At 62.4% G+C, this 15568-nt stretch carries 16 protein-coding genes; 9 read left to right on the top strand and 7 right to left on the bottom strand.

The features are described 5' to 3' along the window. Together IC50_RS01680 and IC50_RS01685 are read right to left on the bottom strand one after the other, a co-directional pair. On the bottom strand, positions 1-852 hold an 852-nt coding region (locus IC50_RS01680; RefSeq protein WP_035699764.1), incomplete at its 3' end, for an MFS transporter. A 323-nt stretch (positions 853-1175) separates the two neighbouring features. Continuing rightward, the gene (locus tag IC50_RS01685; protein ID WP_035699695.1) at positions 1176-1691 is read right to left on the bottom strand and encodes a YcgN family cysteine cluster protein; all 516 of its coding nucleotides are present in this window, start codon (positions 1689-1691) and stop codon (positions 1176-1178) included. A gap of 291 nt (positions 1692-1982) precedes the next feature. On the opposite strand from IC50_RS01685, the gene IC50_RS01690 reads away from it, so the two are divergent. From IC50_RS01690 to IC50_RS01705, 4 genes are all read left to right on the top strand, one after another. Beyond that, positions 1983-4271 carry a transglycosylase domain-containing protein gene (locus tag IC50_RS01690; RefSeq protein WP_035699697.1) on the top strand — a complete coding sequence of 763 codons (2289 nt, stop codon included), beginning with the start codon at positions 1983-1985 and terminating at the stop codon, positions 4269-4271. Between the two features lie 9 nt (positions 4272-4280). Further along, entirely contained in the window at positions 4281-4859 is a 579-nt protein-coding gene (locus IC50_RS01695) for a DUF1214 domain-containing protein (protein ID WP_035699699.1), read from the top strand. Continuing rightward, on the top strand, positions 4856-5440 hold the full coding sequence (locus tag IC50_RS01700) for a DUF1254 domain-containing protein (RefSeq protein ID WP_035699701.1): 585 nt from the start codon (positions 4856-4858) through the stop codon (positions 5438-5440). Before IC50_RS01695 ends, IC50_RS01700 begins: the two co-directional genes overlap by 4 nt. 437 nt (positions 5441-5877) lie before the next feature. After that, a complete protein-coding gene (locus tag IC50_RS01705; RefSeq protein WP_035699703.1) occupies positions 5878-6858 on the top strand; it encodes an ABC transporter substrate-binding protein in 981 nt (326 codons plus the stop codon). Positions 6859-6932: 74 nt separating this feature from the next. On the opposite strand, the gene IC50_RS01710 is transcribed toward IC50_RS01705, so the two are convergent. Beyond that, the gene (locus IC50_RS01710; RefSeq protein WP_244429495.1) at positions 6933-8075 is read right to left on the bottom strand and encodes an AraC family transcriptional regulator; all 1143 of its coding nucleotides are present in this window, start codon (positions 8073-8075) and stop codon (positions 6933-6935) included. Positions 8076-8464: 389 nt separating this feature from the next. Here IC50_RS01710 and IC50_RS42875 point away from each other — a divergent pair, with 389 nt between their 5' ends. The 4 genes from IC50_RS42875 to IC50_RS01730 all read left to right on the top strand — a co-directional run bounded on the left by IC50_RS42875 (position 8465) and on the right by IC50_RS01730 (position 12476). Continuing rightward, positions 8465-8710: a helix-turn-helix domain-containing protein gene (locus IC50_RS42875; protein WP_244429496.1), complete on the top strand. Its 246-nt coding sequence runs from the start codon at positions 8465-8467 to the stop codon at positions 8708-8710. Positions 8711-8830: 120 nt separating this feature from the next. After that, the gene (locus IC50_RS01720) at positions 8831-9505 is read left to right on the top strand and encodes a hypothetical protein (RefSeq protein WP_244429497.1); all 675 of its coding nucleotides are present in this window, start codon (positions 8831-8833) and stop codon (positions 9503-9505) included. A 315-nt stretch (positions 9506-9820) separates the two neighbouring features. Further along, positions 9821-11254 (top strand): DUF1254 domain-containing protein, encoded by a 1434-nt coding sequence (locus IC50_RS01725; protein WP_035699707.1) that lies wholly within the window; start codon positions 9821-9823, stop codon positions 11252-11254. Between the two features lie 202 nt (positions 11255-11456). Then, entirely contained in the window at positions 11457-12476 is a 1020-nt protein-coding gene (locus tag IC50_RS01730) for a SphA family protein (protein ID WP_035699709.1), read from the top strand. A 151-nt stretch (positions 12477-12627) separates the two neighbouring features. Here the strand turns inward: IC50_RS01730 and IC50_RS40990 are convergent, their stop codons facing one another. Then, complete coding sequence (locus tag IC50_RS40990; protein ID WP_157460783.1) at positions 12628-12891, bottom strand: hypothetical protein; 264 nt, start codon at positions 12889-12891, stop codon at positions 12628-12630. A gap of 121 nt (positions 12892-13012) precedes the next feature. Here IC50_RS40990 and IC50_RS01735 point away from each other — a divergent pair, with 121 nt between their 5' ends. Beyond that, a complete protein-coding gene (locus tag IC50_RS01735; protein WP_035699772.1) occupies positions 13013-13420 on the top strand; it encodes a GFA family protein in 408 nt (135 codons plus the stop codon). Positions 13421-13486: 66 nt separating this feature from the next. Here IC50_RS01735 and IC50_RS01740 read toward each other — a convergent pair whose 3' ends face one another. The 3 genes from IC50_RS01740 to IC50_RS01750 all read right to left on the bottom strand — a co-directional run bounded on the left by IC50_RS01740 (position 13487) and on the right by IC50_RS01750 (position 15447). Continuing rightward, a complete protein-coding gene (locus IC50_RS01740) occupies positions 13487-14017 on the bottom strand; it encodes a Spy/CpxP family protein refolding chaperone (protein ID WP_035699712.1) in 531 nt (176 codons plus the stop codon). A gap of 96 nt (positions 14018-14113) precedes the next feature. Continuing rightward, positions 14114-14725: a class I SAM-dependent methyltransferase gene (locus tag IC50_RS01745; RefSeq protein ID WP_035699713.1), complete on the bottom strand. Its 612-nt coding sequence runs from the start codon at positions 14723-14725 to the stop codon at positions 14114-14116. 11 nt (positions 14726-14736) lie between these two features. Next, positions 14737-15447, bottom strand: a complete 711-nt coding sequence (locus IC50_RS01750; RefSeq protein WP_035699715.1) for a c-type cytochrome — start codon at positions 15445-15447, stop codon at positions 14737-14739. Between the last annotated feature and the right edge of the window lie 121 nt (positions 15448-15568).

Consider the following 15568-nt stretch of genomic DNA (forward strand, 5'->3'; position numbering starts at 1 on the left):
GGTGACGACGAGCGCGACGGCGCCGCCCACCATCGCGAGCACGGTCGGCGACAGCCATGGATAACGCGTGCCGCCCCAGGTCAGCACCAGCATGAAGACAACTGCGGAGGCCATCAGCAAGACACCGCCGAGCCAGTCGACCTTGCGCTTGCGGTGGAACAACGGGATCTTCTTCATCTTTGGCAGCAGCAGTCCGAGCGCCGCGGCGGCGAGCGGCAAGTTGATCCAGAAAATCATCGACCAATGCAGATGCTCGGCGAACACGCCGCCGATGACCGGACCGAGGATGCCGCCGACCATCCAGACGCTGGAGAAATAGGCCTGGTACTGGCCGCGCTCGCGCGGGGAGACGACGTCCGAGATCACGGTCTGCACGACAGGCATGATGCCGCCGCCGCCGAGGCCCTGAAGCCCGCGCGCCAGGATCAGCATCGGCATGTTCGGCGCGATCGCGCACAGCACCGAGCCCGCGACGAACAGGCTGAGCGAGATGATGATCATGACGCGGCGGCCATAGATGTCGCTGAGCGTGCCGAACACCGGCGCGACCGCGGTCGAGGCGAGCAGATAGGCCGTGATCACCCAGGAGAGATTGGAGACGTCCTGGAACTGGCGCCCGATGGTCGGCAGCGCGGTCGCCACGATGGTCTGGTCGAGCGCGGCGAGGAACATCGTCAGCATCAGGCTGATGACGATGGTGCGGACCTCGTCGGAGGTCAGCGGCACCGGCGGCGCGATGGACGGCGCGTCATCGACGCTCAACACCTCGCTGGGAAGGCGGGAAAGCTCGTCCGCAATGTCGTCAGGCAATGTCTGGACGTCGGCAGCGCTCTGCCGTTCGAATTTGTTCATCTCGATCGGAGTTATGTCGCGGCGCAACGCCGCGTAGGATTCGTTCTATGCATTCCAATGTAGACAGCAAAGTTCTTCCCAGGCAGGCGCCGCGGCGCATGGGTGCATCCCGCCTCGGGGTCATCCCGAACACGTGATCCGTCGAATGAACGAAACTTCCGCGACGTTGGACCCTCTCTCCATCGTCATGGCCGGGCTTGTCCCGGCCATCCACGATCTTTCGCGCGGTACGGAGAACGTGGATGCCCGGACAAGCCCCGGGCCTGACCAGTTTGCGGAACGGCTGCGGGCTCGAGAGGACTGATCCTGCCCTGGAAGGCGGATCAGTCCCTTGGGCGTCGCTTCAGACGGGCCCGTTTCGGCAGCACGGCCGGCCATTGCACGATGTGGTGCTCGAGCTCCTCGTCCGGGATCTCCTCCTCGCTGCCTTCCACGCGGCCGCGGACGGAAACGCCGGCCTCATGCACGGTGTTGGGATCGCCCGAAACCAGCGGATGCCACCAATAGAGGTCGCGCCCCTCGGCGACGAGCTTGTAGCCGCAGCTCGGCGGCAGCCAGTTCAGGGTGCGAACATTGGCCGGGGTCAGGCGGACGCAATCCGGAACCTTGTCGGAGCGATTCGGATAGTCCTTGCAGGCGCAGCTCACCCCATCGAGCAGCTTGCAGCCGACATGGGTGAAGTAGATCCGCCCGGTATCCTCGTCCTCGAGCTTGTTCAGGCAGCAACGCCCGCAGCCGTCGCACAGGCTTTCCCATTCGGGCCCCGACATCTCTTCCAACGTCTTGGTTTTCCAGAAGAATTGCTCCTGGCCGGAAGGTCGTTTGGGAGCTGCGGTCATGCGCCTCAACAAGATTCGAAAGAGCTACGGCGACGTCATCTAGGGCGCGCCGCCGCACGGGTGCAAGCGAGGCCTCCTTGAAGCCCGTAATGACCCGGGGTCAATTAGGCCTGTTGCTCAAAATCGCGAGCGTGACCATTGGTTTATGGACCCCGCTCGGCTAGAACGAACAGCAAGTCCCTCGGATGCTGGCCGGGCGCCTTGGGTTTGCCGCAACATTCCCTCAAGACGTCTCGATGCCGCCCCGGCCGGGTGCTTGAACGCTTTCGACGCAGGCCTCAAGGGTTCTAGGTGCGCCAGATCATACCACCGCATTGGAAGCAGAGGGTCCGGAATTTCTTCCTCGACCTCGATGCGCGCATCGACTCCTCGCTGTTCTCCTCGGCCAAGGGCATCCGCGAGCTCTACGAGCGCTACTCGACCTTCATGGACCGCTTCTATGTCGGGAGCTGGAAGCGCTGGGTGTTCATCGAGCCGCTGTCGGAGGCCGCGACCCTCGGGCTCGGCGGCCTGGTCGTGATGCTCACCCTCGCCATCCCCGCCTTCCGCGAGACCGCGGACGAGGACTGGCTGAAGAAGTCCGATCTCGCGGTGACCTTCCTCGACCGTTACGGCAACCCGATCGGCAGCCGCGGCATCAAGCACAACGACTCGATCCCGCTGGAAGATTTTCCCGATGTCCTGATCAAGGCGACGCTGGCGACCGAAGACCGCCGCTTCTACGAGCATTTCGGCATCGACATCGCCGGCACCGCGCGCGCGCTCGTCACCAACGCCCAGGCCGGCGGCGTGCGACAGGGCGGCTCCTCGATCACCCAGCAACTCGCCAAAAATCTGTTCCTGAGCAACGAGCGCACGATCGAGCGCAAGGTCAACGAAGCCTTCCTCGCGATCTGGCTGGAATGGCGCCTGACCAAGAACGAGATCCTCAAGCTGTATCTCGACCGCGCCTATATGGGCGGCGGTACGTTCGGCGTCGACGGCGCCGCGCATTTCTATTTCAACAAGTCGGCGCGCGACGTGACGCTGGCGGAAGCCGCGATGCTCGCCGGCCTGTTCAAGGCGCCGACCAAATATGCGCCTCACATCAACCTGCCCGCCGCCCGCGCCCGCGCCAACGTCGTGCTCGACAACCTCGTCGATGCCGGCTTCATGACCGAAGGCCAGGTGTTCGGCGCCCGCCGCAACCCGGCCTTCGCGGTCGACCGCCGCGACGAGGCTTCGCCGAACTATTATCTCGACTACGCCTTCGACGAGATGCGCAAGCTGGTCGACACTTTCCCGAAGTCCTATACTGAGCGCGTCTTCGTGGTTCGCACCGCGATCGACACCAACGTGCAGAAGGCGGCGGAAGACGCGGTCGAGAACCAGTTGCGCCAGTTCGGCCGCGACTATCACGCGACGCAGGCCGCGACCGTCGTCGCCGATCTCGACGGCGGCATCCGCGCCATGGTCGGCGGCCGCGACTATGGTGCCAGCCAGTTCAACCGCGCCACCGATGCCTATCGGCAGCCCGGCTCCTCGTTCAAGCCCTACGTCTACACCACGGCGCTGCTGAACGGTTACACGCCGAATTCGGTCGTGGTCGACGGCCCCGTCTGCATCGGCAATTGGTGCCCGCAGAATTATGGCCATTCCTATTCCGGCTCGGTGACGCTGACGCAGGCGATCACGCGCTCGATCAACGTCGTGCCGGTGAAGCTGTCGATCGAGATCGGCCGGCGGGATCAGCCGAAGGCGCCGAACCCGGCCAAGATCGGCCGCGCCAAGATCGTCGAGGTCGCGCGCCGCTTCGGTCTCAAGGCGCCGCTGCCCGACACGCCGTCGCTGCCGATCGGTTCGGACGAAGTCACCGTGCTCGAGCATGCCGTCGCCTACGCGACCTTCCCCAACCGCGGCAAGGCGGTGACGCCGCATGCGGTGCTCGAGGTGCGCACCGGCGCCGGCGACCTGGTCTGGCGCTGGGACCGCGACGGGCCGAAGCCGCGCCAGGCGATCCCCGCCTCCGTTGCCGCCGACATGGCCGGCATGATGAGCCACGTCGTCAGCGAAGGCACCGCGCGCCGCGCCGCGCTCGACGGCATTCCGACCGCGGGCAAGACGGGCACGACCAATGCGTATCGCGACGCATGGTTCGTCGGCTACACCGGCAATTTCACCTGCGCGGTCTGGTACGGCAACGACGACTACTCGCCGACCAATCGCATGACCGGCGGCTCGCTGCCGGCGCAGACATGGCACGACATCATGCTCGCCGCGCATCAGGGCGTCGAGGTCCGGGAGATCCCCGGCGTCGGCATGGGCCAGAAGCTGCCGCCGCAGCACGTGGCCAACGCACAGGCCAATGCAGCACCGAAGGTGCTGGAGACCAAGCCGGGTCCGCCGCCGGTGCTGACCAAGCGCGGCGCCGACATCCTGGTGCGCGTCGAGAAGCTGCTCGACGATGCGGCCAGGACCGCGAATAAATCCGCGGCCGATGACAGCAAGCCGGCCAAGCCGTCTTCGTCGACCAGCGCGCTCGCCTTCCCGCAGAACTATGCGGAAGAGGGCCTCAACGCTTCCGCTCCACGCAAGAACTGATCGAAACCCGTGCGGCTGATCCTGATCACATTGACGGCGCTCCTTCTCGCAGGCGTGGTCGGCGTCGGCGCGACCTGGATGACGACGACGCGCGGAACCGAGATCGGCGCGCTGACCATCGGCGCCTGGACCGCACGGCCGCGCACCGGCACCGCCGACGTCGATCCCTATTCGCGCGCCACCATCGTGCGCAACGGCGAATTGCCGATCGGCACCGGCGACGGCGTCGCCTTCACCGCCACCACCGACGACAGGAAGAAGGCGCTCGACGGCCGCTGCGATGTCGTCGTCTCCGGCGTGACGCCGCCGGCGCGGTTCTGGACGCTGACGCTCTACGACCGCAAGGGCCATCTCGTCGCCAATTCGCTCGCCCGCTACGGCTTCACCAGCCAGGAGATCGTGCGGCAGTCGGACGGCTCGTTCGAGATCCGCATCGCCTCGCGCTCGCGCGCCGGCAACTGGCTGCCGACCGGCGGCATCGAGCGCTACGCGCTGATGCTGCGCCTCTACGACACCCCGGTCGGCGTCGCCACGCGCACCCAGCGCGATGCGCCAATGCCCAGCATCACGACGGCGGGCTGCTCATGATCCGGCTCATGTTTACCATCATTGCCGGCGTGGTGCTGGGCCTCGTGGTCCATCTCGTCAGCGTGCTGGCGCTGCCGCGCATCGCGACGCAGGATGCCTATTCGCGGCTGACGCCGATGACGAAGGTGAACGCCGTCACCCAGCTTCCCCTCGCCGACCCCAGCAGTTCGCCGATGCCGTTCATGGATCCGGCCTTTGCGCTGGCGATCTGCCGCTACGACCTGTCGGGCGGACCGATCAAGCTGACGGTGCCGGTCAGCCAGGCCTACACCTCGGTGTCGTTCTACACTCGCAACGAGATCGCCTATTACGCCATCAACGACCGCTCGGCCGGCAAGAAGGTGATCGAGCTCGACCTGATGACCGAAGCGCAGCACAGCGAGCTGCCCGAGGACGAAGAAGTCACCGCGGCCGACCGGCTGATCATCGATTCCCCAAGCACGACCGGCCTGATTCTGATGAAGGCGCTCGCCCCCGAGCCCGGCCTGATGCCGCAGGCGCAAGGCTCGCTTGCGGCCGCAACCTGCGCCCCGCAGACCGAACCGCCGGCCAAGGCCGAAGCCCCGCGCGGCCGGCGCTGAGCGCGGCCGTTTTGGCGGCGCAGAACAAAAACTGAAAAAACAACCCCATGCACAGTAGCGGGGGCGTTGAAATCATTGGGCTCTTTGGCCAGCGACAACGAAGCTACCGGAAGCATGCAAGAGCGCCAGGATGCGCTGCGCACGTCGATCACGTGAGGGAACACCACATTCGGTCGTGAAGCCCACTCCGGCGCGATATCACCATGGCTCTACGCACGGGCAGGCAACATTGAGGGATGTGCCTCGCCTGGAGCGCGGACCGCCTTGCCCCATGGCCCGACCTCAGCGCTCGCTCCTATGATGTCCGCAAGTCCCGACCCATAGCCGTCCCGAGCCACGCGTTGCATTTGCGGCGCAGCAATTGCGGCCACGGAGTGCGCCGACTATCAAGACCTGATACCATATCGCCCTGGTCCTCACGCTGCGATGAGGGTCGAATGAAACGGCGTAAGTTCATAGCGGGCACCGCGGCGCTGCTCATTTCGCCATGCTATTCGCGGGCGCAGGGAAAACGCCGCCGGCTCGGCTTTCTCGCTGTAGGTGATGGCGGTGGGAAAGCGCTCAATCAAGCCGAGCTTGTGCTTCTTGACACGCTGCGAAGCCTCGGCTGGGTCGAGGGAAAAAATCTCGTCATCGAGTATCGCTTTTCCCATCCCTCGGATCGACTGGCGGCGTCTGTCGCCGATCTGATTGCCCTCAGTCCCGATCTGTTTGTCGCCCCCGGTCCGCAAGCGGCCGTAGCGCTGAAGTCGGCAACCACCACCATTCCTATCGTATTCGTGAGTGTGGCCGATCCCGTGAAGCTTGGCCTCGTGCAAAGCCTGTCGCGTCCCGAAGGCAACGTGACGGGCCTTTCGACCATGGTACCGGATGACTTCCTCGCGAAACGTCTCGAAATCCTTCGAGAACTCGTCCCCGGCGCCTCGAAAATCGCGCTCTTGGTCAATCCGGACAATCCAATGCAAAGGCTATATCTCGCGGAAGACGTACCCCGCATAGGCCGGGAGCTCGGCGTGGCCTTGCTGCCGGTCGAGGCAGCCACGGCCGAGGAGCTCGACGTCGCGTTTGCATCCGCTGCCGCCCAGCACGCCGATGCGATCATCGATTTTGGCGATACGCTCACCTATGTTCAGGCTCCGCGGATTATCGCGCTCGCGGCGAAATATCGCCTGCCGGCAAACTATCTGTTCCGGCATTATGCTGATGGCGGATTATCGGTGTACGGAGCCGACGCCCGAGACCTGTTCCGCCGTGCGGCGCACTACGTGGACAAGATTCTCAAAGGCGCCAGGCCTTCCGAGTTGCCGGTAGAGAGGCCAACCAAATTCGAGCTGATCATCAACATGAAGACTGCCAAAGCGCTGGGCCTCACCGTGTCGCCCTTACTTCTCGTCCGCGCCGACGAGGTGATCGAATAGCGACGACAATTGCGGAGGTGCAGGAGTCCCTTCATGGCGGACGCCGCCCGCCAAAGCTCCCAAGGTCGGACCACCTAGCTTGGTCGCGATTGCGCACGAAACTGTCGTGGCGTAACACCGGAAATCCGACGGAAGGCGCGAGTAAAGTGGGCCGGATCAGCGTAGCCCGAGGAGAAAGCGATCTCGATAATCTTGGAATCCGTGTCACGCAAAAGCCTGCCGGCATTCTCGAAGCGGATCGTATCGATCAGATCCGAGTACGTGAGACCGGCGTACGCGAGCTTGCGTTGCAAGCTCCTCGTGCTGGCGCCCGCCATCTCCGCGATTTCAGCAAGGGTTGGAAGTCCTTGATCCAGGTAAGCCGGCAACATCAACTTGAGCGTTGCGATGATATCGTGATCTGACGGACCAACCCCGCCATCTTGCGAAGAAACCACGTTTCCCCTTGCACGATTGCGAAGGCTGAGGAGCGCGATCGGCACATCGATCCACGAAGACTCCTGACCGGACAGGAAGCGCGTGCTTGGCCAGAATGATTGACACGCAAGGCTCGGCGTATGGCGCGCTTCAAAGGCGATCGTTGCCGGAGCCCAATCCGGTCCGGCAAATTGCTGGACGATGTATATGGGGAAGATATTCTGAAGCCATTGTGAATGCTCGAGATGCAACAGTCCTTTTGTTCCGGTGAGCCTGCTGCAAAATCTCACGTGATCGTCGTAGCGCTCGATCCAGTTGCTCAAGTTCGAGTCCTCGATCGAGGCCCATTTGCAAGCCTGTTGCAATGCGACCAACAGCGTTGGGGAATGGCCGATCAGGGTCCGGGTTTTCTCGCTCAGGTGACAATAGTGCAGACGTCGAGAAGCGTGGTATCCGAAATCCGTGATGCCTTGTGATCTGCTGGCGATTTCTGCGAAGTCGATTGCTTGCAGTATCGGAACGTAGTGATTGGCCTTTTCTTCCAACGATGGGGGGAGACGAGTTCTTTCCAGGAGCGAACCCGCGGCTGCGCCCATTTCTCTAAGGATATCAGCGAAGGGCATGAGGAATTGGCAACGCGTCAGATGAATTGTTGCCATCGGTGCGCCCCCCTCAATCGTAGCCGGATGCTGGGTTGGAATTGCGCCGTGATCCCGCAGCGATCGCCTGCGTCGAGCAGCAAAGCCGCTCCTTCGCGCCGGGTTGCCGGCTTCTTTGGCGCCAAATGGCCAGACGGCCAACAACTTGCTGCATAGGCTTACATGAAATCAAGACGACGAAAGATGTTCAGCTTCTCGTGCTGCATTCTCATGAACCCTGTCGCCAGCTTCGCAGCATTGCACGCGCGCGACAACTGTCGTGCGAGGGCCGCCAGGTGACGAAAGGCAATGTTTGACAAGCCGCGGTTTACCCGGGGTAGACAGCCAGAAGGGGGCCCGGAAGCGAAGGTTTTCTCCAGAGGGAGCATAGGCTTCGTGCCTCATACCAGATGAGAGCTGTCCGTTTGCCGTCATCCGACGCTGTCCGCGCGGCCATTGTCGCGTCGCTGCGACACGGTGACGCAACTCTAAATGGTACGGCTCGGATATGCAAGATCAGTACGCGGACGTTGCAGCGTCATCTCGGCCGCATGGGCACCAGCCACAGCGCGATGCTTGCAGAGGTTCGCTTGAACATCGCGTGCCGACTCCTCGCGGGTTCGAGCAAGCCCCTGTCCGATATCGCAAAATTCCTCGGCTATGCCAATGCAAGCAGCTTCAGCCGCATTTTCGTGCGTTTGATGAACGTTCAGCCGATCGTCTATAGACAGCAGCAACTTGCGGGCAAGCGACAACGGGCAGGCCATCGCAGACGCGCTCGCGCGATTGACGGCTGAGGTCATCAGCGACGATTGGCGCGAAATGGCAAGACGCTCGATCTGAATTGGCGCCAAATGCGCAGCGAAACGACCGTCGGGCCTGGACGAAAGCAATGCCGTCCCATTTCAGGGAGAGAAATGATCATGACACTTCGTGCTGCTCTATTTGCATCTTGCGCGGGCGCGTTATTGGCTTGCCCCCAAGACGTTCATGCTCAGACGGCCCTCGAATATAAGCCGCACGTTCCGCTGGAGAAATCCATCGGCCAGGCAAAGCCGGAAGTCGTGCCGTCTCTGTTCGTCCTCAATTCGCGCGGCGTGAGCTTGAAGGACGGAAAGCTTGTGCTGGCGGGAGTTTCGCCGAATGCGATCGTGTTCGCGGATCGACCGGTTCGCGCGGCCGGTCACGATCTCACGGCTCGCATCGTCGAGGATTGGGGCAACGGCACTGACAATTTCGCGAAGGATCCGCCGAACGCCACCGTTTCCGGATTCAGGAAAGACGGATCGTCGGTGGCGGATGCCGTGGTCGTTCTTAAATCGCCGAAACTTGACGGTGACAAGCTCACCTTCGATGTCGACGTGCTGGAGGGCGATCTCGCCGGCACCGATGGACCGGCCTCGGTCTTCATTGACATGATCGGGCGGCCATTCACACCGCTGTCCTTTGCCGGTGTCGCCCGCCGGACGGCTTGGCGCGGTGCATTTTATCGTGGCGCCACCTATGCGGGAGCTGCGGCCGCTGTTGGAGCCGCAGCCTATCCGTACTACGCTCCCCGATGCGGATACTACCCCTATCCGCCTTGCTATTGAGCGCAGGCGCTGAGCCAGGAGGCTTTGTCGAACAAAGGGGTGCTACCACGGCCTCGCCCGCAAACATTGCCTCGACATCAAGAGGTCCCGGCAAGCCGACCACGAGGTGATCCAACACTGCACGGCTCATCCAGACCAGCTCATCATCGAAGCGATCGCAGTCGTCTTCAAGGACACGAGAGCAGCACTTGGAATCAAAATGCAACCATAGCCGCAGACAGGACGGGAGGCGCCGAAGGTCGACGCGTTGATCCCGTGTGGTCGGAGCGGTCCTCCGAAATTGTTTTAAATCGTTTGAATGCAAGGGAGAGAACAATGAACATCACTCGTCGCAATCTCACGTTTGGTGGAATGGGCCTGCTCACAGGAGCAGCGATGGGGCAATCGGCGCTCGCCCAGGACGGTTCCTTCCTGGGCGTCGGTCAAGGCTTGGAGGATTTCTGGCTGGCGAGCGACGCCTACATCTTCGGCTATCCGCTGGTGACGATGGAGATGACGCGCCGGGTCATCACCAATGTTGCCGAACCCGTCGGAACGCGCGGGCCGATGGGTCAGATCATCAAGCTGCGTCAATATCCGGACGCTTCATTCAGGGATGTCACCGCGCCCAACGCGGACACTCTCTACACAACCTCCTTCTTCGACGTCGGGAAAGAGCCGTGGGTCCTCAGCATCCCGGACATGAAGGGGCGCTATTTCCTGATGCCAATGCTGGACGGCTGGACGACAGTGTTTCAAGTGCCCGGAAAGCGCACCACCGGCACCGGAGCGCAGACCTACGCGATCACCGGACCCGGATGGAAGGGCACACTGCCGGCCGGCGTGAAGGAATACAAATCACCTACCAGTATCGTGTGGCTGCTTGGCCGCATCTATTGCACCGGCACGCGGGAGGACTACGCCGCCGTTCACAAGCTGCAGGATGAGTGCAAGCTCGTACCGCTCAGTGCTTACGGCAAGCCGTACACGCCACCTCCGGGAAAGGTCGATCCGTCGATCGATATGAAGACCGCCGTCCGCGAACAGGTCAATCGCATGGACGCGGTGTCGTATTTCAAGCTGCTGTGCGAGCTCATGAAGACCAATCCGCCATCGGAAGCAGACGCGCCTCAGCTTGCCAAATTTGCCCGCATCGGCATCGATCCCGGACGGGACTTTGACGAGAGCAAGCTCAAGGCGGACTTCCTGAAGCGTCTACCAGAGGTGTCGTTCGACCGGATCATGCTCCAGTTCAAGATCAACAAGGCCGTCAAGGACGAGAATGGCTTTGCCTTCACAACGAAGACCGGCATCTACGGCACCGACTATCTGATGCGGGCCCTGGTAACCGCGATCGGGCTCGGCGCCAACCGTCCGCAGGACGCAGTCTACCCGACCTCGCTCAAGGACGCCGATGGCCGCAAATACAATGGCGCCAACAAGTACATCATGCGGTTTCCCAAGGGCCACCTGCCGCCAGCGGAGGGATTTTGGTCGCTGACGATGTACGATAGCGCGTACTTCTTCGTGAAGAATCCGATTGACCGCTACTCGATCAGCGCGCGGGAAGATTTGAAGGAAAACCCGGACGGCTCAACCGATCTCTACATCCAGAAAGACTCGCCGGGCAAAGACAAGGAATCGAACTGGCTTCCCGCGCCTGGGGGAGATTTCATACTGATGCTGCGCATGTACTGGCCGCAGGAAACAGACCCCTCGATCATCAACGGCACATGGACGGTTCCCGCCGCGAGGAAGGTTGGGACGTGAGAGATCGAGCGGATGCCGACCCATAGGGGGGCGACATCCGTCAAATGAGCTCGCGCCGCGGAAGGAATGATGCCGCGGCAGAACAGATTGTTGCGCGATACGCCCGGAAGTGAAGGGGTGAGAGATGGACGCGGGAAAGGGACACGCCAACAGTCGAGGTCAAACAAAGCGAGGGATCCGTTTCCCGTTCAGAAGCCCGGTCATGGCTATGGCCATGCTGACAACGTCGGTCTGGTCAGCAACCGTCCGCGCCGACGAGGGCGGAGTTTCATATTGGCTTCCCGGCCGTTTCAGCAGCCTCGCAGCAACCCCTCAGGTCGCCGGGTGGTCGATGGCGGAAGTCTACTATCACACCAGCGTAAGCGCCTTCGGCAGTGCGGCGGCCTCAAGGGAAATCCAGGTCGGGAGAATTCCCGCCGCTGTGAACGTCGATCTGAACTTGCGCCTCAATGGACAGGGCGATCTCGTTCTCCTCAATCCCACCTACACGTTCGCAACGCCGGTACTGGGCGGGCAACTCGCCATCGGCATAGTCGGACTATTCGGACGCTCGAGCGCGAACCTCGCCGGAACGCTGACGGCGGCTGTCGGCCCGCTCGCGACAACGCGCACGGGCAGTTTCGGCGACTCGATCACGGCGGTCGGCGACTTGTATCCGCAGGCGACGCTCAAGTGGAACGCAGGCGTCCACAATTTCATGACCTACGTGACAGGCGATATTCCCGTCGGGGCATACAGCCCGACGCGTCTGGCAAATCTCGGCATCGGTCATGCCGCGATCGACGGCGGCGCCGGTTACACCTACTTCAACCCGCAAACGGGGCATGAATTTTCGGCGGTGGCGGGCTTCACCTACAACTTCAAGAATCAAGATACGCAATACCAGAACGGCATCGACTTCCACATCGATTGGGGCGCCTCGCAATTTCTATCCAAACAGGTTTTCGTCGGCCTTGTGGGATATGCCTATCAGCAGATCACGGATGACTTTGGCCAGCACCCTGTGCTGGGAGGCTTTCGCTCGCGGGTGCTCGGCGCCGGGCCGCAAATCGGCTATCTGTTTCCGGTGGGGGACATGCAGGGCTATTTGAACCTGAAGGGCTACGGTGAGTTCGCCGCCGAGAATCGTCCAGCCGGTTGGAATACCTGGCTGACCTTCTCGATCTCGCCGATGGCGCCCACGACCACGGTGACGTCGACCCGGCGAATGACGATGAAATAGCGAGGCAAGCCAATGTTGACGGATACCGCATCGTTCGTCAGATTTCTCACGTTGTTTCCCAAGCGGCGGCACCCGCGTTTCCTCTCGGCCCCTTGGCCGCATTCATTGCCGTGCTGATAGCCCGCCTGAACAGGATCATCGACCGGTCAATCTACCTGAACCCGATCTCGCGCGAGAGGTTCGGATCGCGCTCAGCACGTTGAATGTCGGCCGCTTGAGGGACGGTGCCGCGTATTCGGCGGCCGGCGTCCGAAAGCCTGCAATGGAGGAAACCGAGCCTGAGGGAACGTAAGGCGGTGCGGCAGGTGCTATCGGGATTTGAGCGCCGCGGGCGATCTGGCTGATTGAGATCGAGCCGATGCCACGAGTTGAAAAAGAACCGCAGCATCGAGACGGTCTGGTTGATGGTCGGCACGCCGACCCATGGCGGGAGCTGTCACGCGACAGTAGGACGCAATCGCAAATCGATTGCGGCATTGAAGCGGCACGTCTCGAGCGCTATCGAGCGGCGAAGCCATCTTCGATCGGAGGAACGCATGAGCACCATCACCGGCGGCTGTCATTGCGGCGCGATCCGCTATGAGGTCGAGGGCGAGGCGATCGTCCACGCGCTGTGCCACTGCCGCGATTGCCGGCTCCACGCCGGCGCCCCGGTCGTCGGCTGGACGATGTACGCGGAGGATGCCGTCAAGGTAACCAAGGGCGAGCCGAAGGTGTACCACTCCTCGGAACATGCCCGGCGGCACTTTTGCGGCGACTGCGGCACCGGACTGTTCTATGTCAATGCCAGCATGATGCCGGGTGTGATCGACATCCAGAGCGCGACCTACGACGATCCCGAGGCGGTGCCAGCGACGATGCAGATCCAGGTCGCCGAGCGACTTCGCTGGATGGAGCATGCGCACGAACTGCCGGCATTCGACCGCTATCCTCCACAACCCTGACGGCGGAGGAGCACCGGCACTTTTGCCACCATCCCGAGACGGGCAACGCCCGAATCGAGGGTCAGGTCATCGATGGTGCCGGTGGCGCTCCGCGGCGTCGCTGGATGTGTACCCGCGGAGCTCGGCGTATCTTGCCAGTTGCGCTTGATCGAGAACCGCCGCAGCGCGCAGGTGATATTTGAGGTGAGCCTGCCGCAACTCGCCCTGCGTTGTCGCGATGGCCGCGGTGGCAGAACCAAGACTTTCGGCCGTGATCGTGCGGCTGGCGAACTGCCGATCCAGATCCGCCTCCTTCTCGATCAATCTGTTGCCGATGGGAGTGGTCTCGGCCTTCATCTCGGAGAACATCTGCTCGAACTTGCTCCGCTGCTCAGGGTTCAATCCCAATTGGTCCGAGAGTTCGAGCACGTGGGAGGGCCCGGGATATCCATTGAGCTCGGCAGCGAGTGCGAGCCCCATGCCGCGTCCCGCCCGCAGATCGCCAATTTGCTGGTCCGAGAGCGCCTTGATGTGGCGGGACTGCATGCCGGCATAGGGTGTCTGCGCCCAGGCGGCCGCCGGCGCGAGCAAGGCGATGATCAAAACGACGATCTTCATGACTTTCCATCCATGTTGCGGGACATCAACCAATCATTACTCGGCGGCTTCGGGGACGTATACGCCGATCCCGCGGAGATGCTGCCGCCACGGGCATCAACGAGGGCTCGCTTGCCCCTCGTACATGAAGGTCATCGGCTTCAGCCCATTCATATATCCGGTGCGCATCTCGTCGATGCGGAAGCCGTTCCGGGTCAAGACGTCGGCAATGTCCCGATTGAGATGACAACCGCCCGAGATACGCATCCATGCCGGTGTCAGGCGATCCTGCCACCAGCGCACGCGCGGTTCGGGCGCGCGGCCATGCTCGACGAAGACCAGCTTCCCTTCCGGTTTCAGCACGCGCCGCGCCTCCGTCATTGCGCGATCGACGTCCGGAATGCTGCACATGGTCCAGGTCGTCACGACCGTGTCGATGCTGCGGTCCTCGATCGGAAGCGCCTCGGCCGAAGCTTCGACAAACTCGACTGGAGTTTCCGGATGGGGAGCGTGCCGCGCCATCTCCAGAAGCTTTGGAGCGGGTTCAAGCCCCACAACCTGTTTCACCGTAGCCCCGTAGAACGGCAGGTTGCGGCCGGTCCCGACGCCGATCTCGAGCACCCGGCCCTGAGCCGCACGGGTCGCGCGTAGCCGGTAGGGCGCAAGTTCCTTGTTGCGCATCGCAAGGTCGCAAAGCCGTGGAAGAATGACGTCATTGTAGAAGCCCATGCGCGCATCTCCTAGCATCGCCGCTCAATGGTCTTGCTGATCTCTTCAGGTGCGGCAAAGATGACGTCCGCACGGTCTCCCATCATGCCAGCGGATACCAGGGCCGGCGCCCCACTTTCTGGACCATCTTTGCCCGAATCCGTCTTCAAGCGCAGATTGCGCTCCCAGAAAGCGCGCGTCTTGCCGTCGGCGGTGGTAATGCGATAGGTGTCGTGACAATAGGTGATCGCCTTTACCTGCATCGTCGCCTCCAGGCTTTTCAAATTGGGATCGCGCCCGCCAGCACCCATCATTCCGCCCATCATCCCTCCCATTCGACCTTCGATACCAGACGGGCGCTGAGCGCCCGGCTTGGTGGCCTGTTTCAGGAACGCAAGCAGATCGGCGCGAGCGCGATCATCCTTGATACCGTCGAATGGCATTTCGTTGCCCGGCACCATGCGTTCCGGGTCCGTGATCCAGGCATCAAGTGAGCGTTCGCCCCAAATGATTCCAGACGACTTGAGGGCGTCGGAATAGCGTTCGAAGCTTTCCAGGCTGCCGGCCTTTCGGCCCCACAGTCCTGCAAGGCTCGGGCCGGTCATGTTGCGGTCTGGCTCGAGCGAGTGACAGGGCATACAGGCCCGGAAATCCCGCTGGCCGCGTGCTGCAGCCTCCTGCTGGGCGAGACCCGGCGAGGACGCCAGGACGGCAGCCAATCCGATCAGATAAAGGCGCAGCATCTTCAATCTCCCTTGAAGAGATATTTGATCAGCGCCGCCGCCCCCAATAGCAGAATGATGAGGACCAACGCGGTGATCAACCCCATCGTCCCAAACATTCCCGACGTCATGTCGTGCATCA

It is taken from the genome of Bradyrhizobium genomosp. I (2014), from assembly GCF_000261685.1.
GTDB lineage: Bacteria > Pseudomonadota > Alphaproteobacteria > Rhizobiales > Xanthobacteraceae > Bradyrhizobium.